Annotated in this window: 23 protein-coding genes and 1 riboswitch; of the genes, 6 read left to right on the plus strand and 17 right to left on the minus strand. The window is 50.3% G+C overall.

The genetic code is table 11. The features are described 5' to 3' along the window. Positions 1–177: 177 nt before the first annotated feature. A complete protein-coding gene (locus KNQ05_RS12200; protein WP_251132242.1) occupies positions 178–2,934 on the plus strand; it encodes an SH3 domain-containing C40 family peptidase in 2,757 nt (918 codons plus the stop codon). A gap of 55 nt (positions 2,935–2,989) precedes the next feature. On the opposite strand, the gene KNQ05_RS12205 is transcribed toward KNQ05_RS12200, so the two are convergent. Continuing rightward, the gene (locus KNQ05_RS12205) at positions 2,990–3,283 is read right to left on the minus strand and encodes a putative quinol monooxygenase (RefSeq protein WP_029332555.1); all 294 of its coding nucleotides are present in this window, start codon (positions 3,281–3,283) and stop codon (positions 2,990–2,992) included. 88 nt (positions 3,284–3,371) lie between these two features. Between KNQ05_RS12205 and KNQ05_RS12210 the strand changes: the two genes are divergently transcribed. Both KNQ05_RS12210 and msrA read left to right on the plus strand, forming a co-directional pair. Then, complete coding sequence (locus KNQ05_RS12210) at positions 3,372–4,544, plus strand: M20 metallopeptidase family protein (protein ID WP_214803335.1); 1,173 nt, start codon at positions 3,372–3,374, stop codon at positions 4,542–4,544. Between the two features lie 70 nt (positions 4,545–4,614). Then, positions 4,615–4,721: riboswitch (SAM riboswitch) on the plus strand. Between the two features lie 107 nt (positions 4,722–4,828). Then, positions 4,829–5,359, plus strand: coding sequence for a peptide-methionine (S)-S-oxide reductase MsrA (msrA, locus tag KNQ05_RS12215; protein ID WP_088836228.1), 531 nt, complete (start codon positions 4,829–4,831; stop codon positions 5,357–5,359). Positions 5,360–5,755: 396 nt separating this feature from the next. On the opposite strand, the gene KNQ05_RS12220 is transcribed toward msrA, so the two are convergent. From KNQ05_RS12220 to KNQ05_RS12235, 4 genes are all read right to left on the minus strand, one after another. Further along, the gene (locus tag KNQ05_RS12220; RefSeq protein ID WP_214767191.1) at positions 5,756–6,235 is read right to left on the minus strand and encodes a DMT family transporter; all 480 of its coding nucleotides are present in this window, start codon (positions 6,233–6,235) and stop codon (positions 5,756–5,758) included. A 12-nt stretch (positions 6,236–6,247) separates the two neighbouring features. Then, positions 6,248–6,925, minus strand: a complete 678-nt coding sequence (locus KNQ05_RS12225; protein WP_214770488.1) for a Crp/Fnr family transcriptional regulator — start codon at positions 6,923–6,925, stop codon at positions 6,248–6,250. 11 nt (positions 6,926–6,936) lie between these two features. Continuing rightward, positions 6,937–7,365 carry a DMT family transporter gene (locus KNQ05_RS12230; protein ID WP_214767195.1) on the minus strand — a complete coding sequence of 143 codons (429 nt, stop codon included), beginning with the start codon at positions 7,363–7,365 and terminating at the stop codon, positions 6,937–6,939. Positions 7,366–7,722: 357 nt separating this feature from the next. Beyond that, positions 7,723–8,661, minus strand: a complete 939-nt coding sequence (locus KNQ05_RS12235; protein WP_214805508.1) for an NAD(P)H-dependent flavin oxidoreductase — start codon at positions 8,659–8,661, stop codon at positions 7,723–7,725. 83 nt (positions 8,662–8,744) lie between these two features. On the opposite strand from KNQ05_RS12235, the gene KNQ05_RS12240 reads away from it, so the two are divergent. After that, complete coding sequence (locus KNQ05_RS12240) at positions 8,745–9,260, plus strand: gamma carbonic anhydrase family protein (RefSeq protein ID WP_214767199.1); 516 nt, start codon at positions 8,745–8,747, stop codon at positions 9,258–9,260. 105 nt (positions 9,261–9,365) lie between these two features. Here KNQ05_RS12240 and paaX read toward each other — a convergent pair whose 3' ends face one another. The 12 genes from paaX to KNQ05_RS12300 form a co-directional block, all read right to left on the minus strand. Then, on the minus strand, positions 9,366–10,253 hold the full coding sequence (gene paaX, locus KNQ05_RS12245) for a phenylacetic acid degradation operon negative regulatory protein PaaX (RefSeq protein ID WP_088836220.1): 888 nt from the start codon (positions 10,251–10,253) through the stop codon (positions 9,366–9,368). Positions 10,254–10,329: 76 nt separating this feature from the next. Then, positions 10,330–11,100, minus strand: coding sequence for an enoyl-CoA hydratase-related protein (locus KNQ05_RS12250; RefSeq protein ID WP_214805509.1), 771 nt, complete (start codon positions 11,098–11,100; stop codon positions 10,330–10,332). After that, positions 11,097–12,305 carry an acetyl-CoA C-acyltransferase gene (locus KNQ05_RS12255; RefSeq protein WP_214805511.1) on the minus strand — a complete coding sequence of 403 codons (1,209 nt, stop codon included), beginning with the start codon at positions 12,303–12,305 and terminating at the stop codon, positions 11,097–11,099. Before KNQ05_RS12255 ends, KNQ05_RS12250 begins: the two co-directional genes overlap by 4 nt. Further along, positions 12,302–13,171 carry a 3-hydroxyacyl-CoA dehydrogenase gene (locus KNQ05_RS12260; protein ID WP_214805513.1) on the minus strand — a complete coding sequence of 290 codons (870 nt, stop codon included), beginning with the start codon at positions 13,169–13,171 and terminating at the stop codon, positions 12,302–12,304. Before KNQ05_RS12260 ends, KNQ05_RS12255 begins: the two co-directional genes overlap by 4 nt. Positions 13,172–13,223: 52 nt before the next feature. Continuing rightward, positions 13,224–14,732, minus strand: a complete 1,509-nt coding sequence (locus tag KNQ05_RS12265; protein ID WP_214805515.1) for an aldehyde dehydrogenase family protein — start codon at positions 14,730–14,732, stop codon at positions 13,224–13,226. Positions 14,733–14,748: 16 nt separating this feature from the next. Beyond that, positions 14,749–15,525 (minus strand): enoyl-CoA hydratase/isomerase family protein, encoded by a 777-nt coding sequence (locus KNQ05_RS12270; protein ID WP_214770467.1) that lies wholly within the window; start codon positions 15,523–15,525, stop codon positions 14,749–14,751. Beyond that, on the minus strand, positions 15,503–15,826 hold the full coding sequence (locus tag KNQ05_RS12275) for an EthD family reductase (protein ID WP_029332541.1): 324 nt from the start codon (positions 15,824–15,826) through the stop codon (positions 15,503–15,505). The genes KNQ05_RS12270 and KNQ05_RS12275 overlap by 23 nt, the downstream gene beginning before the upstream one ends. A gap of 15 nt (positions 15,827–15,841) precedes the next feature. Then, positions 15,842–16,339: a 1,2-phenylacetyl-CoA epoxidase subunit PaaD gene (paaD, locus tag KNQ05_RS12280; RefSeq protein ID WP_088836214.1), complete on the minus strand. Its 498-nt coding sequence runs from the start codon at positions 16,337–16,339 to the stop codon at positions 15,842–15,844. Between the two features lie 13 nt (positions 16,340–16,352). After that, positions 16,353–17,138, minus strand: coding sequence for a 1,2-phenylacetyl-CoA epoxidase subunit PaaC (paaC, locus tag KNQ05_RS12285; protein WP_214805525.1), 786 nt, complete (start codon positions 17,136–17,138; stop codon positions 16,353–16,355). Next, positions 17,135–17,479, minus strand: a complete 345-nt coding sequence (gene paaB, locus KNQ05_RS12290) for a 1,2-phenylacetyl-CoA epoxidase subunit PaaB (RefSeq protein ID WP_214805527.1) — start codon at positions 17,477–17,479, stop codon at positions 17,135–17,137. Before paaB ends, paaC begins: the two co-directional genes overlap by 4 nt. A gap of 14 nt (positions 17,480–17,493) precedes the next feature. After that, positions 17,494–18,465 (minus strand): 1,2-phenylacetyl-CoA epoxidase subunit PaaA, encoded by a 972-nt coding sequence (paaA, locus tag KNQ05_RS12295; RefSeq protein WP_088836212.1) that lies wholly within the window; start codon positions 18,463–18,465, stop codon positions 17,494–17,496. A gap of 20 nt (positions 18,466–18,485) precedes the next feature. Continuing rightward, positions 18,486–19,787 carry a phenylacetate--CoA ligase family protein gene (locus KNQ05_RS12300; protein WP_214767221.1) on the minus strand — a complete coding sequence of 434 codons (1,302 nt, stop codon included), beginning with the start codon at positions 19,785–19,787 and terminating at the stop codon, positions 18,486–18,488. Positions 19,788–20,122: 335 nt separating this feature from the next. On the opposite strand from KNQ05_RS12300, the gene KNQ05_RS12305 reads away from it, so the two are divergent. Both KNQ05_RS12305 and KNQ05_RS12310 read left to right on the plus strand, forming a co-directional pair. Then, positions 20,123–20,518 (plus strand): thioesterase family protein, encoded by a 396-nt coding sequence (locus tag KNQ05_RS12305; protein WP_088836210.1) that lies wholly within the window; start codon positions 20,123–20,125, stop codon positions 20,516–20,518. 46 nt (positions 20,519–20,564) lie between these two features. Beyond that, a complete protein-coding gene (locus KNQ05_RS12310; RefSeq protein ID WP_088836209.1) occupies positions 20,565–21,710 on the plus strand; it encodes a Leu/Phe/Val dehydrogenase in 1,146 nt (381 codons plus the stop codon).

The raw sequence follows: 21,710 nt of genomic DNA on the forward strand, positions 1-21,710 counted from the left end.
GCGAAATTCGTCCGTCTCTTTTTTGATTTATTCACGGCGGAATATGTCCTACGAAACCGTTCCCATAATTTAGTTCATTTTTACTATTTCTGATATCCAGCTCTTTTTCCAAAAAGAAAGTGCTAAACTTATCTTTAGACATGCTAAATTACAATTTTAATGATAGGAGCTCAATGAATGAAATCTTATAAATATTGGTTTACGAGTATCACGGCATCTGTCATGTTACTCGGGTCTCTCCCACTACAAGGCCACGCGGATACGAATCCGACACCAACGGAAGTGACAGAACAAACAGAAACAGAACAAGCAACCGGAACGCAGTACACACTTTCCGAAACTCCTGTTTTTGAGACTGCTGACGAGACGACTCTCGTCAAGACGTTACCAGAAACGACCGCCGTCGAAACCTTTGGCACAGATGGTCTCTTTACACGCATTTCAATCGACGGCGTCTATCGCTTCGTCAAGACAACGCAACTTGCAAAGCAACCGGTTTATCAAAAAATCGATTCGCAATACATAACAGCACTCGCGCCTTCCTATACGACTGCTTCAATTGATACGCCGACAGGAAAATCAATCACTCAAAATACGTTAATCGATACGTACGGGACATCGGGTGACTTCACGCGGATTAAACAAGGCGACGTTTACGTCTTCGTTTCAAGTAAATTCTTAAGTAAGACACCTGTTTATGAAACGACAGGCACTCAATTCGCCCAACAACAAACTGTGATTTATACAGATGCCGATACGACAAGTAAACAACTTGGGAGCTATTCTTTAAATGCTACCGTCAAAACATACGGGACGTCCGGCACATTCACCCGTGTCCAGTTCAATGGTGTTTACGGCTTCGTGCTTACAAAACAACTCGGTTCAAAGGAAGTTGAATCGTATCCGCTGACCGGGAAAAAGTACGCCCAACAAACGACATCCATTTACGACAAAGCAGCAACAAGTTCGGTCATCGGGACGCTAGCACCGAATCAATCGGTCGATCTTTACGGGACATCTGGTCTTTATTCCCGCGTCCGAATCAATGATACCTACGGATACGTATTGACGGCGCACCTCGGCGATTCCGTCGTCTACGCAAAGACCGATCGGCTTTACGTCCAAGATACGACACCGATTCAGGTAGAGCCAAACAGTTCGAGCACCGTCTTGAAGCATCATAAACAAAATACACTTTTGACGATTTATGGCACGAGCGGTGCCTACAGCCGAATCATTTTCCGTGGCGAGTATGCGTACGTCTTGACGAGCTCGCTCGCGAACTCAAAAGTCTATGCCAAAACAGATCGCCTGTACATCCAAAAAACGACACCGATTCAGGTAGAGCCAAACAGTTCGAGCACCGTCTTGAAGCATCATAAACAAAATACACTTTTGACGATTTACGGGACGAGCGGTGCCTATAGCCGAATCATCTTCCGCGGCGAATACGCGTACGTTTTGACGAGCTCGCTCGCGAAATCAAAAGTCTATGCCAAAACGGATCGCCTGTACATCCAAAAAACGACACCGATTCAGGTGGAGCCAAACAGTTCGAGCACCGTCTTGAAGCATCATAAACAAAATACACTCTTGACGATTTACGGGACGAGCGGCGCCTATAGCCGAATCATCTTCCGCGGTGAATATGCGTACGTCTTGACGAGCTCACTCGCGAAATCAAAAGTCTATGCCAAAACAAATCGCCTGTACATCCAAAAAACAACACCGATCCAGCAATCCCCAAGCAGTTCAAGTACGGTTCTTAAGCATCATCAAAAGAACACGCTCTTGACGATTTACGGGACGAGCGGCGCCTATAGCCGAATCATCTTCCGCGGTGAATATGCATACGTCTTGACGAGTTCGCTCGCAGCAACGAAAGCAGATCTGTATGCGACGACAGGAACACGTTACGTGACCGAAGACAAGTTGGTCGTCCATCCAAAAGCCAGTCTTAGCGGAAACATTGGGACACTGAAAAAAGGAGCATTAATCACGACCTACGGAAAAAGCGGTTACTACACACGCGTTAAAATCGGATCACGCTTCGGATTCGTTGACTCAAGTCGGCTCGGTTTAAATAAACCGACATCTAAAGCCAAAGTCGGGACCGTCTTTTACGTCCATTTCAACCAAACACCACTCTTTTCTGCTGACGTCGCCTACAGTCGTCCGGCGAGTCACTTAAGCAAAGGAACGAAATTGATCGGATTAAAATCGATTGATGATGACTTTTGGCAAGTCCGTCTACCGAATGGTCAAACGGGTTACGTCCTCAATCCTTATATCGGAACGAGCAAACCGGATATGCGGTATAACGAGCAAGCCATCAATCGTTCAAAAGTCTATACGGTCAAAGCAACGACTTCATTTTATGACACACCTGCCAGTCCAAAAAGTGCCGGGTTGGTCGAAAAAGGCAAGCGTGTGTATCCGCGTTACCGCGTCGGTAATTTCTATGTCATTCAGTCCGGCTGGACGCCCGTCTACATCCCGGTGACGGCCCTTACAGTGACGAGCGAAACAAAAGTTGACAAGAAAAATAATTCACGTGGCGAAAAGTTGATTCAAGCTGCTGTTGCCCATATCGGTACTCCGTACACATGGGGATCACAAAACGTGGCGAATGGTGGATTCGATTGTTCCGGCTTGATTCATTATGCGACGAACCAAGCCGGAAAATACGGCGGACGGACGAATGTCCGCGGTTACTGGTACGGAGCGTTCTTTACAAATCAACGCACAAGTATCAGTTCCGGAAAACGCTCGGATATCGTCTTCTTCGAAAACACGTATACGGATGGCCCCTCGCATATCGGGATCATGTTAGATAGTAAACACTTCATTCATGCCGGAGGATCACAACTGCAAATCAGTTCAATTTACGAGCCGCACTGGCGTGAGCACTTCCTCGGTTTCAAATCAATGTAATGATTAAAAAAACGGACCTTCCCTAACCCGGGAGGTCCGCTTCTTTTAGCTAACATTAAAATGTCATTTCCGCATATTTCGTAACTTGGCGATCGATTAAGTACAATTCGATTTGCTCGCGATACGCTTTATAGTGGTCTGACGCAATATGCGCTTCTAACGCTTCTTCATCTTGATAGACTTCATACAGCATGAACTGATGTTCATCTTCAATCGATTGATGTAAGCTATAACGCAAGCACCCCGGCTCGTTTTGTGAAGCTTTGTAGACCGTACTTAAAATCGGAAAGACTTGATCGGCTAAACCTGCTTTGACTGTGATGACCGCGTTGACAATAATTTCTCCCATGACTTGTTTTCCTCCTCATCATTCATTACTCCTATCTCTACCCGTTTTATAGAAAGTCATACCTCAAAAACCTGAAAGGATGATTATGATGCAACAGCAACTCTTCACTCAACTCGATCAACTCGAACAACAAATCATTGAAAGACGTCGTGATCTGCACCGTCACCCGGAACTCTCTTTTCAAGAAGTGCGGACACCAAACGCCATCGCCTCATTTTATGATGAGCTTGGTCTCCCTTACCGCAGGAACGTCGGTGGTAGCGGGATCGTCGCGACCCTCAAAGGAAAACATCCTGGAAAGACCATCGCCATTCGGGCCGATTTCGATGCCCTGCCACTGCAGGAGGAAACGGATCTCGCCTTCCGTTCGATTCATCCGGGTGTCATGCATGCGTGTGGACATGACGGACATACGGCGATTGCACTCGGTCTTGCCTCGGCCTTTACAGCACTGCAAGAAGACCTTCACGGAACAATCGTGTTCATTCATCAGCACGGGGAAGAAGTCTTCCCGGGTGGTGCCATTCAAATGATTGAAGACGGCTGTCTTGACGGGGTCGATGCAATTTTCGGTACGCATCTCGAAAATGACTTACCTGTCGGAACAATTGGCTATCACGCAGGACATACGCTGTGCGCCATCGATGAATTCGAAATCGTTGTCCACGGACAGGGTGGTCATGCGCAAGCCCCTCATAAAACACAAGATGCACTCGTCGCCGGGGCACAACTCGTCTGTAATCTCCAACACCTTGTCAGTCGGCGAGTTGATCCGTTTTCACCTGCCATCATCGCAATCGGTTCATTCCATGCCGGAACGGCTCCGAACATCGTTACTGGTGAGGCACGGATTGTCGGTGAAATCCGGACATTCGACGAAGCGCTGCGTCACCAGTTACGCCAGCAGGTCGATTTAGTTGCTCGGACGACGTGTGCCGGAATCGGTGCGAGCTACTCCATCGACTTTACGACGGGTTATCCATCCCTTTGGAATCATCCGGTAGAAACAAATCTCGTTAAAGAGGCGACTGCATTTTTAGGTGAAGCCCATGTCAAAGAACTCAAACCGATGATGGCAGCAGACGATTTCGCCTATTATTTAGAGCGTATCCCAGGAAGCTACTTCTTTACGGGGTCCGCCAAAACGGACGGGAGTACGATTTATCCGCAACACCATCCGAAATATGAAATCGATGAACGGGCACTACTCGTCGGCGCGAAATCTCTAGGTGCGACCGTCCTGCATGCCTTACAATCTTAATGATTGACTTTGTCGTTTTAGAGATGCTATTATCACATCAATGATAACGAATTTAATCAACTTCATATAACACTTATCAAGAGTGGACTGAGAGATCTGGATCGATGACGTCCCAGCAACCTGCCTTCAGTGGCAAGGTGCTACGACCAGCAAAGCGCAAGCTTTGGTTGATAAAAAGCGACGACTCCTTTTGCAACCAAGCAAAGGAGTCGTTTTCGTTTTCTCGCTGTCAGAGCACGAATGATTACAAGGCGACTACCGCCAGCGGAAAGGACGAGATATAGATGGAAAAAGCAACATTCGCAGGAGGCTGTTTCTGGTGCATGGTGACACCATTCGAAGAACTGCCCGGTATTCACGGAATTGTTTCCGGTTATACAGGAGGACAAATCGAAAATCCGACATACGAACAAATAAAAACAGGCACGACCGGTCATTCGGAGGTCGTCGAGATTACATTTGATCCGGCGTTATTCTCATACGAGCGGTTACTCGAACTTTACTGGCCGCAAACGGATCCGACTGACGCCGGCGGACAGTTCCAGGACCGTGGGACACAATACGCACCTGCCATCTTTTATCATACGGAAGAACAGCGCCTTGCTGCGATTGCTTCACGTGACGCGCTTGCTGCGAGCAATCGCTTTAAGCAACCGATCGTCACACGAATCGAAGCGGCACAAGCCTTCTATCCAGCAGAAGACTATCATCAAAACTTCCACAAAAAGAATCCGGAACACTACAAAAAAGACCGGAAAGCATCCGGTCGCGATGAATTCATCGATGTGGCTTGGAAAGAAGAAGTATCTGTCTAAACTAAAAAAGCCCGCTTCGTGCGGGCTTTCAGCATGTAGACAAACTCTTATGAAGAGTGACTATGCTATAACAAGAGGCAATCCGTTCGCGTTTCCCTGTCTCATCTCGTCTTCAAAGCGATTCGAGACAGACTGTGCTCTAACACTACTCTATGATTTTCTCTGCGGTACACCCTGAAAGCTTCGTTTTTCGTTGACTCCTACGGGAAAAAGCGCGTGAACACGCGCTGCCAAGAGGCTGGCAAGACCCTGCTCGTTGTCCGTGAGGATCAAGGAGCAACGGCTTGCGCCTCGCCCGAGGAAAGCAACGAAAAGAACGAATCTTTCATTCCACAACTACTGATTCGTCTTCACGCTAAAAAATCGACTTTATACTGCCAGAGTTAACCGTAAGAATTACGATACCTTTTCCGACAACTCATCCGAAGATTCGATTTCTACGACTTGATATCGTTTCAACACAAAAATACCGGCTAGCATCACAAGCAATCCAGCGACTTGTCCGAGCGAAAGCTCAAGTTCCGGTAAACCGAACCAACCGAACAAGTCGACACATAATGCAAAACTCAGTTGCGAAATCAAGACGACCGAAATCGCAATCGATGGACCGAGCAACTGAATCCCGCGCATCACACAAAATACGACACCGACACCGACCAGACCACCGAATAAATAAAGCGGTTCGACCGTTTGAATGTTCGAGAATGTGCCACCCCGAAATACGAGTAGCGCAAACAGTGAACCGATGAACCCGACAAAAAAGACGAGGGTCGTCGTCGCCCATGCCCCGAACGCATGACTCATCCGTGCATTCAATACCGTCTGTAAACTAATCATCATTCCTGCCGTAATCGCACAAAACATACCTAGTCCCATGCTAGCCCCTCCTTATTCGTAACTATTTCCGTTCGCTTTTTCTTTAATCCGCTCTACATCTAAAATAATGATTTTCCCGCGTCGTCTCGCCAAGATTTCTTCTTCACAAAGTGTTGAGATGATACGGTTTAAATGACGGTAACTCGTCCCGAGCCAATCGGCGACGTCATGGAGATTCGACGTTCGCATCTCTTGATAAAACAGACTGTCGGAAACGTCCGAGGTAATCGATAACAGATATCCGGCAAATCGTTCTTCGACCGAATAGAGGACATGAAATGATGCTGATTTCGAGTCCGCGTACCACTTGGTCGTAATGACCCGCAGTAAAAATTGTAAAAAGGTGTTCGTCGTATTGTGCTCACGTAAGATCGCATACGGAATGCTGAGTGCCACAACGTCCGTAATCACCTCGATGGTATTCAAGACTTCCCGTTGATTGATATATTCCGCATCACCAATCACCGTCATCGCCTTTTTGAAGCGTAAAATCCGTTGTTTCCCTTCAGCCGATGCTGCAGAGATTTTAATTTTTCCTTCGACGATGAAATACATCCGGTCAATCGGTTCACCCGTCACACATAACAGGTCCCCTTCCGAAAACGTTTCGATGCGTAAATAGCCTTTACTGGTCTCCGTAAAAATATCCGCTAAGTCGTACTGTTTTAAATAGGTCTCAATCGTCTGCATAGATCCTCCCTTTAGGACAGTGAAAAAATCGCAACTCCGGCAAGCATCAAACTGATCCCGATCCACTGTCCCCGGTTACTCCTTTTTTTGATGACACCAAACCAGCCGTTCAAATCAATCACGAATGCACATAAAATTTGTGCGACGAGCAACAAACACATCGCCCACGTCATGCCAAGTAACTGGATCGACGTCAGTTCGGTCACGACGACGAGTACGCCAAGCAATCCGCCACTGGCATAGAGGAGCGGAAGCTGTCGAAAACCGCCGATTTTCCGGTCACGAACCACACTATAAATCGCTAAGCACCCCATCAATCCGACGAAATGAACGATCGTCACCGAAAACCACGGACCAATGGCATCTCCTAAACGGGCATTAAAAATCCCCTGCAACGCAATGAATAGTCCACTCATTAATGCGAATATAACTCCCTGCACTTTAAGGCACCTCCTTTTGTTTCTTCTGTTATGAGTAGACACTATTTTCACCTTATCTGAAAAGGACAAATGTCCCATTTTAAAAAATTGTATAAAAAAAGACGGATTGCCCGTCTTCAGCGTGTAGATAATCGATTAAGAGGCGTAACCATGCGATATCGGGATGCAATCCGTTCGCGCTTCCCCGTCTCGCCTCGTCTTCAAAGCGATATCACCTAAAAAGCGTCACGTTTCGTTGACTCCTACGGGGAAAGCAACGAATAACGACGCTTGATCTCCCGATCGCACGTTGTCTACAGTCCGAAGACGGATTGTTCGTCTTCCCAGGAACAATCCGCCTTACTGATTACTGATCCATTACATATAATCGGCCCGCACCCGTTCAATTTGCGTATACGCTTCCTGTTGCATCCGCTCGAATAATTCAGATACGGTCGGAATATCTGTAACGAGACCAGACACGAGACCGGCGTTGACATACCCGTTGACCTCGTCACCATCGACCGCACCCGTCACGTGATACGCTTCTGTCGTCTTCGCGTTAAACTCATCAAGCGATGAAACACCTTGTAGTGCAGCAACGTACGGTCCATTTAACACACGCCGGACACGGCCGACGGAACGACCGATGATTCGTGTCTCAAGATCCGTTGCTCCTACGAGATGGTTCTTGTAGTTCGCATGAACGGCTGCTTCTTGCGTCGCAATCAGACGCGTTCCAAGCTGCACCCCGGACGCACCAAGCATCCAAGCGGCTGCAAGTCCACGACCGTCTCCAATTCCCCCAGCCGCGATGACGGGAAGTCTGACATGATCCACGATTTGCGGAACCAGTGTCAGCGTCGTCAGCTCGAGCGGTGAATTGATACCTGCCGCTTCCACACCTTCTGCAACAAGCAAATCGACCCCGGCCGTTTCTGCCTTTAATGCGTGTTTGACTGACGCGATGACCGCAATCGTCGTAATTCCGGCCGTCCGTAAACGTTTAGTATAGGGTGCTGGGTTTCCGGCTGATAAGGACACGACCGGAATCTGTTCTGCTATCGCTAATTCAATCAGGGCTTCCGTATGCGGCGAGACACCAATCGCAATGTTCAAGGCAATCGGATGCGTTGTTAATTGACGGGTCTGCTCAATCAAACGGCGCATTTCTTCCGGCGAACGTGTGCCACAACCGAGTGTTCCTAAACCACCGGCATTCGAGACGGCTGCCGTTAAGGCAGCATGACTGACATTTCCCATTCCGCCTTGGATGATGGGAACGCGGATTTGCAGTAACTCACATAATCGGGACATCGTCTTCCTCCAATCTGCTGTTTAAGAATGATATACTAAGTAAGACTGAATTGAAATTCATTAATCGGAAAAGAGGGGTTTTTATGAATATTCCATATCGTGATACGACACCTAGACTTGCGGAGACCGTCTTCGTGGCGCCGGGAGCATTCTTAATCGGTGACGTAACGATCGGTGAGGAGTCAACGGTTTGGTTCAACGCCGTATTACGCGGGGATGAAGGACCGATTACAATCGGGAAGCGTTGCAGCATCCAGGACAACGCGACGATTCATTTATACGAAGGGGCACCTGTCATCGTTGAAGACGAGGTGACGGTCGGACATAATGCGATTCTCCATGGCTGTCGCATCGGTCGCAGATCGATCGTCGGCATGGGGGCGACGGTCCTTGATCACGCCGAAATCGGTGAAGAATGTATCATCGGCGCCAATACGTTGATTCCCCCGGGCAAGAAGTTCCCGCCCCGCTCCTTGATCGTCGGCTCCCCCGGTAAAGTCGTGCGGCAGTTGACACCAGCTGATCTCGAGATGATTCAGGAATCAATCGACTCCTATGTCGATAAAGGGTATGCCTTCCGGGAACAGCTCGGACAATAACTGTTTTCCACATGCGAAAAGTGAACTTCCAGAAGACCGGAGCTCACCTGTAATAGATTCATTTCTCAATTGACGCTACGGTCGTAAGCACAAGGTTACTTGCGCTTACGACCGCTCCGCAAACAATGGATGCTCCGACGCATCGTAGTCAGCACTTTTTTGTGTCACGTCGTGTGTCTCTTTGAAAATCGACTCAAAAAATCGGCTGGCCGGTGCCGCAAGCAGGCGATAGTATTGTTCGAACAATACTGCCGCATGGTGTCCGTTCCAGGCATCCGGAAGTAATTCTTGCGGGAGACCAGGATCCGTAAACAAAAACTTCCGGTATTCATGGACGAGCTTCGTCCGTTCGACAAAACACTGTTCCTCATCCATCTCTCCGAGTTGGATTTGGCTTTGGTGGACGATGTAACGCCGGCTGTACTCAACGATGAATGCTTCGTACCGCGCTTGCAACTCGTCGAGCGGAAAAGCACGTTCGACGAGCGATTGATCTTGTTGCGGTCCGTGGTATTCGCCGACGAAAAAATCGACGTATTCGGTAATCTGATACGCCTCGATCAGACGTGTCGCTTCTTTTTCAAGCGGGTTCGGAGAAATCCAGACCCCGTTTGATAAGTTACCGAAACCACTCCACGTCAGTTCCTTCCGCAACTCATCCCGAATCTGACGTTTTTCCTCCGGAATCGTATACATCAATGTCCGCCATTTTCCATCCCAGACGTGTGGCGTCGACTTGTAAATCCGCCGCGCCGCCTCTTCCATCCGTTCGACCCCACGGTCCGTCAGCGAATAAAAACTTTTTGTCCCTTGTTTTTCAGAAATCAACCATCCTTGCTTGACCATTCGTGAAACGGCAACGCGAACGGCTTGTTCGTTATGTCCGAACTCCTTCAACAACCGAATCAGACTTCCCACCCAAACCTGATTCCCGTAGTGCCGGATGTAATCGCCATAAATCGTAAAAATCATCGATTGGGTATTCGCACTCATGTCATTCACTCTCTCTTTGATATAACGTTTTTTTGTGTACCGTTAGTATACGTGTTATTTCAGGTGGCGACCATCCTCATCTCCCTTGAAACTGCGGTGTTCGCTTCTCAGCAAAGGCGCGGAGTGCTTCAAGCCGGTCCTCGGTCGGTATGACTGCCTCATAGGCTTCCGTTTCAAGTCGTAAGCCGTCAGCGAGCGACACATCCATTCCGACGTCGATCGCTTGTTTCGCCTGACGAATGGCAATCGGCCCATTGCGGAGCATCGCTGCTGCAAGTTCAAAGCAAGCCGGTAACAACGCATCCTTTGTCGCGACGACTTGCGAGACGAGCCCGTATCGTTCTGCCGTCTCGGCATCAATTTTCTTCGCCGTAAAGATCAGTTCTTTCGCCCGTGTCTCCCCAATCAGACGCGGAAGGCGTTGTGTTCCACCCGCTCCCGGGATGATACCAAAGCTCGTTTCCGTCAGACCGACCAACGCGCCGTCGACGATGATCCGGAAATCGCAGGCAAGCATCCACTCAAATCCCCCGCCAAGCGCGTGACCGTTAACTGCTGCAATCGTCGGTTGAGGCAACGCCGCGATGCTCGCAAAGACTTCACGGATTGCCAGCACATTCCGACGGACTTCTGTTTCATTCAGTGTCACCCGCTCTTTTAAGTCAGCACCGGCACTAAATGCTTTCCCTGTCCCGGTAAATACGACGACCCGGACCGATTCGTCCGTTTTGACGGCATCCACAAGTTCCTGTAGCTCGACCAGCGTCGGATAATCAAAACAATTCATCCGTTCCGGACGATCAATCCGAATCAGCGCAAGTTGTCCACTTCGTTCAAAATGAATCATGTCAGTCCCTCCCGTTCGACTATCAAGGCGATTCCTTGTCCGACCCCGACACACATCGTCGCCAGCCCGTATGTCCGGTTCGTCCGCTTCATTTCATGCAACAAGGTCGTCAAAATCCGGGCACCACTTGCACCGAGTGGATGACCAAAAGCGATCGCCCCTCCGTTGACATTGACCTTGTCTGCATCAAGACCAAGTTCGGCAATACAGGCTAGACTTTGTGCCGCAAATGCTTCATTCAGTTCAACCAGGTCGAGTTGCTCGATCGTCAGTTCCGCACGGCGTAACGCTTTTTTTGTCGCGTCAATCGGACCAATCCCCATGATGGCAGGTTCGACACCTGCCGTCGCACTTGCCCGGTAAAACCCGAGCGGCGTCAGTCCAAGCTCGCGTGCGTGTTCCTCACTCATCAATAACAAAGCGGATGCACCATCATTGACACCTGACGCATTCCCCGCCGTGACCGTTCCGTTTGGAAACAACGGGCGCAATGTGCCGAGCTTCTCGCGCGTCGTCTCCGGTCGCGGATGTTCATCTTGACTGACCTCAAGCATCGCTCCTCGTTTATTTGCGTAACGAACAGGAACGATTTCGTCCGCAAAACGTTGACTATCGATCGCCTGTTTCGCCCGGAACTGGCTTGTATACGCGAAGTCGTCCTGGGCATCCCGGCTGATTCCGTAACGCGACGCGACATTTTCCGCCGTTTCCGGCATCGAGTCGGTTCCGTATTGTTCGGCCAGCCGTTCATTGACGAACCGCCAGCCGATTGTCGTATCGTATAACGTTTGATTGCCACGCGGGAACGCCGCATCCGGTTTCCCCATCACGAATGGAGCACGCGTCATACTTTCCGTCCCGCCGGCGATATAGACGTCGCCTTCGCCTAAGGCAATCGCCCGTGCGGCTGCGATGACAGCATCAAGTCCGGAACCGCATAGCCGATTCATCGTCGTTCCGGCGACGCTGACCGGTAAACCGGCAAGTAAGCCCGACATCCGGGCGACATTCCGATTGTCTTCGCCCGCTTGGTTCGCGTTGCCGAAAATGACTTCTTCGATTGTTTCAGGGGCAACTTGTGTATTACGGGCGAGTAAGGCTTCGATGACGATTGCTCCTAAGTCATCCGGCCGGACGTCTTTTAACGCCCCATTGTACCGTCCGATCGGTGTCCGGACGGCGTCGATGATCGCGACACGCCTCATGGTGCCTTCACCCCGCTTTCCGCATAGTCATATACTCCGCGTCCCGTCTTACGACCGAGTCGTCCCGCTTTGACGTATTGCTCGAGCAATGGAGCCGGACGGTATTTTTCTCCGAGCTTCTCATGTAAGTAACGTAAATTATGCAGGCGCGTATCGAGTCCGACTAAGTCTCCCAGTTCGAACGGTCCCATCGGATAATTCAACCCAAGCTTGATTGCCTTATCGATTTCTTCCGGCGTTCCAAGTCCTTCTTGCAGCATGTAGAAGGCTTCGTTACCAACGAGCGCACTGATCCGTGACGTGACAAACCCCGGGAACTCCTGAATGACGACCGTTTCTTTCCCCATCCGTTCGGCGACGCCCGTCAGTGCCGTCACGGTCTCATCCGACGTCTCAAGTCCACGGACGAGTTCGACAAGCGGCATCAGATGAACCGGATTAAAGAAATGCATCGCCATGACACGGTCCGGTCGCATCGTAAACGAGGCGATTTCCGTCGGACTCATCGTCGATGTGTTCGTCGCGAAAAAACATGCCGGCCGGGCTGCGGCTTCAATCGTCCGGAAGACGGACTGTTTAATCTCGAGCCGTTCCGGGACGGCTTCAATCACGAGATCGGCGTGTGCTGCGGCCGCTGTTAAGTCTGTCGAAAAACGAAGGTGCAAAAACAGTTGTTCGACTTCATCCGCCGACATCTTCCCGCGGACGATTCCTTTTTCGGCAATCCGTTCCAACTCCTGTTTGGCAGAAGTGAGCAAGGCAGTTTCGATATCGACGAGTGTGACTTCGAATCCTTTTGCGGCTGCGACGTAGGCGATTCCGCGCCCCATGACGCCTGATCCAACAACGACAATCTGATTAATCATCTGAATTCCTCCTTATAAAAAAATGTGCGGACTCGCGTCCGCACGTTGGTGTTTACAGTCCGAACGGATTAAGCGGACGGCTTCCGTAATACGATAAGATACTTTTCGTTTCCGTATATAAATCAAGCGTTTCGATACAGAGTTCACGACCGAAACCGGATTGTTTGTAGCCACCGAACGGCGTACCCGGGAAGGCTGAGAACGGACAGTTAACCATGACAATCCCGGCTTTGATTTGGTTCGCGACTCGTGTCGCCCGCGCCCCGTCCTTCGTCCAGACCGCTGAACCGAGACCAAATTCCGTATCGTTCGCGAGACGAACCGCTTCTTTTTCATCTTTGAATGGCATGACGACGACGACCGGTCCGAAGATTTCTTCATTGACCGCTTTCATCTCGTGCGTGACGTCCGTGATGATCGTCGGTGCATACCAGAAGCCTTTTTCGAATCCTTCGACCTGTTCGACTTGACCGCCCGCAAGGATCGTCGCCCCGTCTGCTTTTGCCGATTGGACGTACCCGTCGATGACATCGAGTTGCTGTTGATCGATGATTGCCCCGACATGTGTCCCTTTATCGAACGGGTTCCCGAGGACAAGTTGCTTTGTCTTCGCGACGAATTGTTCCATGAATGTTTCGTAGATGTCTTCATGGACGTAAAGACGTGACCGTGCCTCACACGATTGACCGCTGTTATAGAAGATGCCGAACAATGAGCCGTCGACAGCAGCCGTGATATCCGCATCTTCAAAGACGATGTTCGGTGACTTGCCGCCGAGCTCGAGCGTGACACGCTTCAGTGTCTCGGATGCCCGACCCATGATGTCTTTCCCGACCGGTGTCGAACCGGTGAAGGCTACTTTATCGACGTGCGGATGCTCGACGAGATGGTTTCCGATTTCGCGTCCTGATCCCGGAATGACGTTAACGACGCCTGCCGGGACACCGGCTTCCAGACAAATTTCTCCGAGAATGATGGCAGTCAGCGGCGTCAGCGTTGCCGGTTTGACGACGACGGAACAACCGACCGCGATCGCTGGTGCGACTTTCCAGGCAGCCATCATCAACGGATAGTTCCATGGAATAATTTGGGCACAGACACCGACTGCTTCTTTTTCTGTGTAGTTGTGGAATTGTCCCGGCACGTTATTGACGACACCGCGGTGACCGACGATCGCCCCGGCATAAAATTCGAAGTCTTCGATTGCCTGCGTGACTTGTCCTTGCGCAGCCGCTAACGATTTCCCGGTATCGAGAATCTCGAGTTCCACGATTTCATTGAAGCGCGACCGCATGATGCTTGCGATTTTGTTCAGGATTTGCGCACGACGACCAACTGGCCACATCTTCCATTTGCCATGGTCAAACGCCTCACGTGCTGCTTTGACGGCACGGTCGGCATCTTCTTTGGACGCTTTCGCCACTTCTGCCAGGACTTCTCCGGTCGCCGGGTTATAGGTCTTAAACGTCTCGCCTGTCGTGCCTTCGACTTGCTCCCCATTGATGACGAGGTGGTAGACCGACCGTTTCATTTCGATTGTTTTTTCGTGTACCGTTGACATGACATCCACTCCCTTTTTAGTTTCCTTTGAATGTAGGTTGACGTTTTTCGAGAAAGGCTTGCATGCCTTCCGTTTGATCGTCTGTCGCAAATAACAAGTAGAAATTTCTCCGCTCGTGTTCCATTCCGTCCTGAATCGACAAGTCGCCGGCTTTATCGACGGCATCCTTAATCAGGCGGACCGACATCTTCGGTTGCGCCGCAATCCGGTGGGCAACGGTCAATACCGTCGCTTCGAGTCGGTCGGCTTCGACGAGTCGGTTGACGAGCCCAAAACGCTCCGCTTGATCTGCTGTCATCTGCTCCCCCGTCCATAACCATTCGAGGGCACGTGTCCGGCCGATCCGTTTCGTCAGTCGCTGTGTTCCGCCTGCTCCCGGCATGACACCAAGATTGACTTCCGGGAAACCGAACCGTGTCGTATCTGTTGCATAAATCAAATCGCAGGCAAGTGCCAGTTCAAACCCGCCACCCAGGACATAGCCGTGAACGGCAGCGAGCAGCGGTTTCTTCAGCCGACTGATGCGGTCCCAATCGGCGAACGGGTCCAGGAGCTCCATCGAAATCGGTGTTGCCTCTACCATCTCGTCGATGTCTGCTCCGGCAGAAAATGATTTTCCGGCGCCACTCAATACGATGGCACCAATCGTTTCGTCGCGGTCGAACTGCTCCATCGCTTCAACGATTTCACGAATCATCGCCCGGTTGAGGGCGTTGTACCGCTCCGGCCGATTGAGAGTGATGCGTCCGACCGCTCCATCAATCGCTGTTTTAACGTACTGTTGCATCGGCATGGACTTCTTCACCAATCATCAATGTGACGAGATCCCCAGCGAAGCTCATCAAGTCCTTCCCGGATGCTTTCCCTTCAAGTGAACGCATACCGGCCTGCATCGTCTCGTGACTTTCGTAGACCATTTCACACATCAAATAATATTTTCCTTCGCCACCCATCGGTGAACCAACGATTTTCGTCACGGTCATCTCTTGTAAGCCGGGAATTTTAGCCGTAATCGGACCATGAACATTGAAGTAGTGCTCGTCAAACTGTTCCTTGTTCTCCGGGTGTTTATAAAGCGCGATTAGTTTTACCATATCAATTACCTTCCTTCACATGAGAGTAGAGACGGGTTTCATCGCCTCGAATGGATTTTTACACGTTTTACAGTACAGAATGCTGCGACATGCCGTCGGACCAAAGAGGTTTTCGATCGATACGAACGTCGAACCACAGTACGGACAATCAATTTCCCAAGATCCGTCGACGACGCGTGGTGGTGCAATCCCGAATGACTTCAGTCCCTCGATGCCCTGCTCAGTGATCCGGTCCGACGTCCACGGCGGGTCAAAGATGAAGACGACGTCGATTGTTTGTAACGCCGTAATTTGCTCGAGTGCTGCAATCGTATTTTTTTTGATGATGTCGAGTGCCGGACATCCGAGGAATGTCGGAAGCAACGTCACCCGAATCGCGTAACCGGTCGCAGATTCCGTCAACTCCATCTTGTCGAACATACCGAGATCAAGAATGCTGACGGCATCGATTTCCGGATCCTTGACGGTATCGAGCGCGGCCTGGATTTCTTGTTGTAACGCAAGCGTCGTCATGACGCATCCCTCCTCACCATACGGCGGACTGGTCAATCAAGTAGACTTCTCCGAGCGTCGACAAGGCATCGTTCAAGTCAGCCGAATGTTCACCGTTGCGGCCATTGGCTGACATCCGCATCTCCGGTAACGTGACATTCAACTCGACGAGCGTCGGCGTCAATGTCTGATACCACCGATCAAGTAAGATCCCCTGTCCTTCAATCAATTGCATCTCTTCGATCATGTCACCGTGCTCCCCGTAGTCAAACATGTCGCCGAAGTCCGCCAACACTTGTTCAAGTGCTGCATCCATCTTTTGACGTGCCGTCGGAGTCGCTTGATACAGTTGCGTGAACCACGTTTGCCAGTGGAGCAGGTGATAGTACAATTCCATATTGATTTTGACGGCGGCTGCCGCGAGTGGGGCATAGCTGCTGTTTTTTAAAGCATCGATGCGGATTTTTTTCGCCAGCGTGTAACAGTAGTTCCGGACGACGGCATACGCCCAGTCATATTCCGGTGTCTCCATGTAGTATCCGGGACCGTTGACCCGTTCGACGAGAATCGAATTTTTTCGTTCATGCGCCAGCCGGACGTGTGCCAATGCGTCCGCCTTCCCTTCCCCTAACTCTTCGAGCAATTGATAATACATCGCCGCGTGTCCCATCGAATCCTGGGCAATGGATGAGGACGCAACATCTTCTTCGATATGCGGTGCCAGACCAAGCCATTCCGAGCCGCGGAACGCATAAAGAAAATCGTCATCCGCTAACTGATACAGTAACGCTGCGAGCGCCGTCCGTTCTTGCTCCGTCATTTCGAGTCGCCTCCCTGCCAAGACATGATTTCTTTTTCGTCGAGCATCTGCTGTTCATAATGGCGCCACTTTTTCTTCAAGTAGCCGTACCCTTTCGTCGTCCGGTAATCCTTGTTATCGAGTCGCGTCAACATCTGCTTTTCGTCCGGAGTCAGGCCGCGGACGTCCGTCCGTTTGACGACCCAAATGTCGACGACCGGTTCGCGGCGCATGAAGTTTTCTTGCGCCATCAGTAACGCCATTTCCTTGTTTGGTGCAAGCAAGCTGAATTGATGCGTGATCGCGGCGTTCGGCGTCCGTTTACTAAACACTTCGAACTCCTGATAAAATGTTTCCGTCATGTCGTTCCCCTCCTTCATGCCATCGTCTTGGCCAACGCTTCACGGACCCACGCGTTATTTTGATAAGACGTCCGGCGTAAGGCGAGACGCTCCTTCGAACGCGGTCCTCCGCCTTGAATGATTTTCTTAAACTCCGACCAATCGGGCTGGGCATAAATCCATTGTCCCGATTCTTCGTCAAAACGGAGCGTTGGATCCGGAATGACCAGTCCAAGCGATTGAATCCGCGGGACATACTTCGTAAAGAAATTTTGGCGGAGTTCTTCGTTTGTCTTCGTCCGAATCTTATAGGCAATCGTGATGTCTTGTTTCGATGTTCCGGTCGTTTCTTTTGTCGCCGGACCGAAGAACATCAAGAGCGACTCCCACCATTCATCCAGTGATTCCTGAATCATCGCTTTTTGTTCGGGTGTTCCTTCAGCAAGTGCCATGATGATTGATTCACCATGCTGCGCATGGAACACTTCTTCCGCACAAATTCGTTGTAAGGCACGGGCATACGGACCGTATGACGCCCCTAACATGTTCGTCTGGGTGATGATTGCTGCACCATCAACGAGCCAACCGATCGTTCCGGCATCTGCCCACGTACGGGTCGGCATGTGGAAGACGTTGTGAAACTTCAGACGTCCCGTAAACAGGTCATCCATCAAATCACCGCGCGTTTTCCCGTACGGTTTCATCAAATCCTCGACGACGCGGAGCAACAGTTGTCCGTGCCCCATTTCATCCTGGACTTTCGCCATGATGCCGAGCTTCCGGCGCAGGGACGGGGCTTTCGGGACCCATTCCTTCTCTGGTAAGGCGCCCATGATTTCGCTGATTCCGTGCATCGAAATCAATTTGATTAACGTATCGCGGTAAAACGCAGGCATCCAGTCATCGGCTTCAATCTTTTCACCGTTCTCGATTCGTTCCGTGAACCGGGCGAGCTTTTCATCTTCCGTCATGACTTCCGGTTCGAACAAGTGTGTTGCATCGTACATGTTGAGTTCCTCCTCTTGTCTTAAACAGGTTCTTTATCCGACGTTTCGGTCCGACGATCGACAATCCGCTCTGCTTTTCCTTCTGAACGGCTGACGCCATACCGTGGGTGACAGATCATTTCAATCGAAATCAGGCATTCTGATTTGATGGCTTCACAGACGGTTCGCATGACTGCTTCCTGCTGCGTCTGTTCTTCGAGCTCGACGTGCAGCTCGATCGCATCAAGTCCATGTCGTTTGACGAGATGAATTTGATAATGTGGTGTGACACCATCTTGTTTCAATAGGACACGTTCAATCTCCGACGGGAAGACGTTGACACCGCGGATGATCATCATGTCATCCGTTCGTCCTGTAATCCGGGACATCCGGGTCGTCGCTCGACCGCAAGCGCATGTTTCACGTGTAATCGAAGCGAGGTCCCCCGTCCGGTAGCGGATAATTGGAAGCGCTTTCTTTTTTAAACTTGTAAAAACGAGTTCCCCGACCATCCCTTCTGGTAACGGTTCCCCCGTGCTGGGATCAATGACTTCCGTGATGAACAAGTCATCCATGATGTGTAATCCCTGTTGCGCTGGACATTCGATTGCGACGCCCGGACCCATGATTTCGCTCAGTCCGTAAATATCAAGTGCAGTAATATTCAATTTTTCTTCGAGCGTCCGACGCATTTCTTCCGACCACGGTTCAGCTCCGAAAATTCCATAACGTAAGCCCGTTGTCCGGGGATTGATGCCCCGCTCTTCCATCCGTTCTGCAAGGCGCAGCACATAAGAAGGTGTACCGCAAATCCCTGCCGGTTTGAAGTCTTCGATCAATGTGATTTGCCGATCCGTATTCCCGCCTGATACGGGGACGACCGTTATCCCGAGTTTTTCTGCTCCGGCATGTAAACCGAGCCCACCCGTGAACAGTCCATAACCATACGCGTTATGCAACAAATCCGTCCGTTTTGCACCTGCCATGACGAGACCACGTGCGACGGCACCTGCCCAGTCGTCCAAATCTTCCTGCGTGTACCCGACGACCGTCGCTTTGCCGCTCGTTCCGGACGAGGCGTGAATGCGCGCAACCTCTTCTTGTTTGACGGCAAACAGCCCGAACGGATAGTTCTCACGTAAATCACTTTTTCCGGTGAACGGAAGTTTTTGGATATCTTCTAGCTGATCAAAGGCAACAGCATCAAGCCCGGCTTCCTCAAAACGTTTCCGGTAAAACGGCACACGTTCCATCGCATACCGGACCGTTTCACGTAAACGATTGAGTTGCAGTCGTTGTCGTGTTTCATGCGTCATCGTCTCAAGTGCCTCATCATAAAACATAGCGCACCTCCCCATTCATTTAACACAATAAAAATACGCCCGTTTAAATTTAGTTATACGTTAAACCTACGATACGTTCACAATGTTGTCAATGATTCATTTTGTTAAAAGCTCCCATATCTTTCGTCACCCAATCGAATCTTCGTCATTTTTCGGATTTAAGGTCTTTTCACCATCATAAAACGGCATAACATACTACTGTTTGGAAAAAATTTCTGAAATGGTTTGCTCATTTTGTAACTGATTGATAAAATATCGTGTGACAAGTGTTATACTATTTTTGGTAAGACCACTTGGAGAGAAACAGATATGTTTTGAAGATAGAGGAGGATTCTATGAAACCTGGTTTAGCCCTTGGTCAGACGGCACGCGTCGAAACGACCGTCACGGAAGAGATGTTCGCACAGTTCGAAGGAACCGTCGTCCATCCCGCCTACTCCACTGTGTCGATGGTTTATCATATGGAGTGGGCCGCCCGCAAAATCATCCTCCCTTATCTGGAATCGTCAGAAGAAGGCGTCGGGGGAGCAGTCAACGTAAAACATCTGAATATGGCACCACTCGGATCACAGGTCAGCATCATAGCGACGGTGACGGAACTGCGGGACAACCGCGTCCGGACAAAAATCGACGTCACGAACGAACACGGGTTGATCGGCGTCGGCGAAGTCACGCAAATCATTTTGGATAAACGATTTATTGAGGACAAGTTGACGACACACGTTTTTTAAACTAAAAAATGAAAGCGCTTACTTAGAAATCCAAGGAGGCTTTGACATGAACATGATCAATCCATCTACAAACACATCTTTATCAATCATGGAAAAAATCGCAGGACACGAGCAGGTCATCTTTTGTAACGATCCGATTTCGGGACTTCAAGCCATCATCGCGATTCACGATACGACACTTGGTCCGGCACTCGGCGGTTGTCGTATGGCACCGTATGCGACCGTCGATGAAGCACTGGACGATGTCTTGCGTCTGTCGCGCGGCATGACCTATAAATGCGCCGCTGCCGACGTCGATTTCGGCGGAGGGAAAGCTGTCATCATCGGTAATCCGGCAACGGACAAAACGCCGGAAATGTTTCGTGCTTTCGGTCGATTCGTCGATTCGTTAGGCGGACGTTTCTATACGGGGACGGACATGGGGACGACGATGGACGACTTCGTCCATGCGAGTCGCGAAACCTCACGGATCGTCGGCATCCCGGAAGCCTTTGGCGGGAGTGGTGATTCGTCGATTCCAACTGCTGAAGGTGTCGTCAATGGATTACGTGCAACGATTGAGAGCCTGTTCGGATCGGACGACTTGAGTCGTGCCTCTTACGCCGTCCAAGGACTCGGAAAAGTCGGTTATAAGGTCGCAGAACAACTTTTACATGCTGGTGCCAATCTGTACGTCTCGGACATTAACGAAGCAGCACTCGCCTCGATCGTCAAAGAAGCCGAGATGACACCGGGAACGGTTCATGTTGTTGCCCCACACGAGATTCACCTGACGGATGCCGATGTCTTCGTCCCTTGTGCCTACGGCGGTGTCATCCGTGCGGATAACATCGCAAGTCTTCCATGTAAGGCAATCTGCGGTTCAGCAAACAATCAGCTCGCAGACGATTCGCTCGCTGAAGAATTGATGCAGCGCGGCATCCTTTATGCCCCTGATTACATCGTCAATGGCGGTGGTCTGATTCAAGTCGCAGATGAACTGTACGGAGCCAATCATGAACGAGTCCTCCTGAAAACACGCCACATTTACGATGCCGTCCTGGAAGTATTCGGACAATCACGTGCCGAGTCAATCACGACACTCGAAGCCGCAAACCGGATGTGTGACAAACGGATTCACGTCCGCGCCCGCCACAATAATATCTTCACGAATACAACGAAACCAAAGTGGAACATTCGCAATCAATCTTGA

The sequence above is a fragment of the Exiguobacterium sp. s125 genome (assembly GCF_018618605.1).
GTDB classification, from domain to species: Bacteria; Bacillota; Bacilli; order Exiguobacteriales; family Exiguobacteriaceae; genus Exiguobacterium_A; species Exiguobacterium_A oxidotolerans.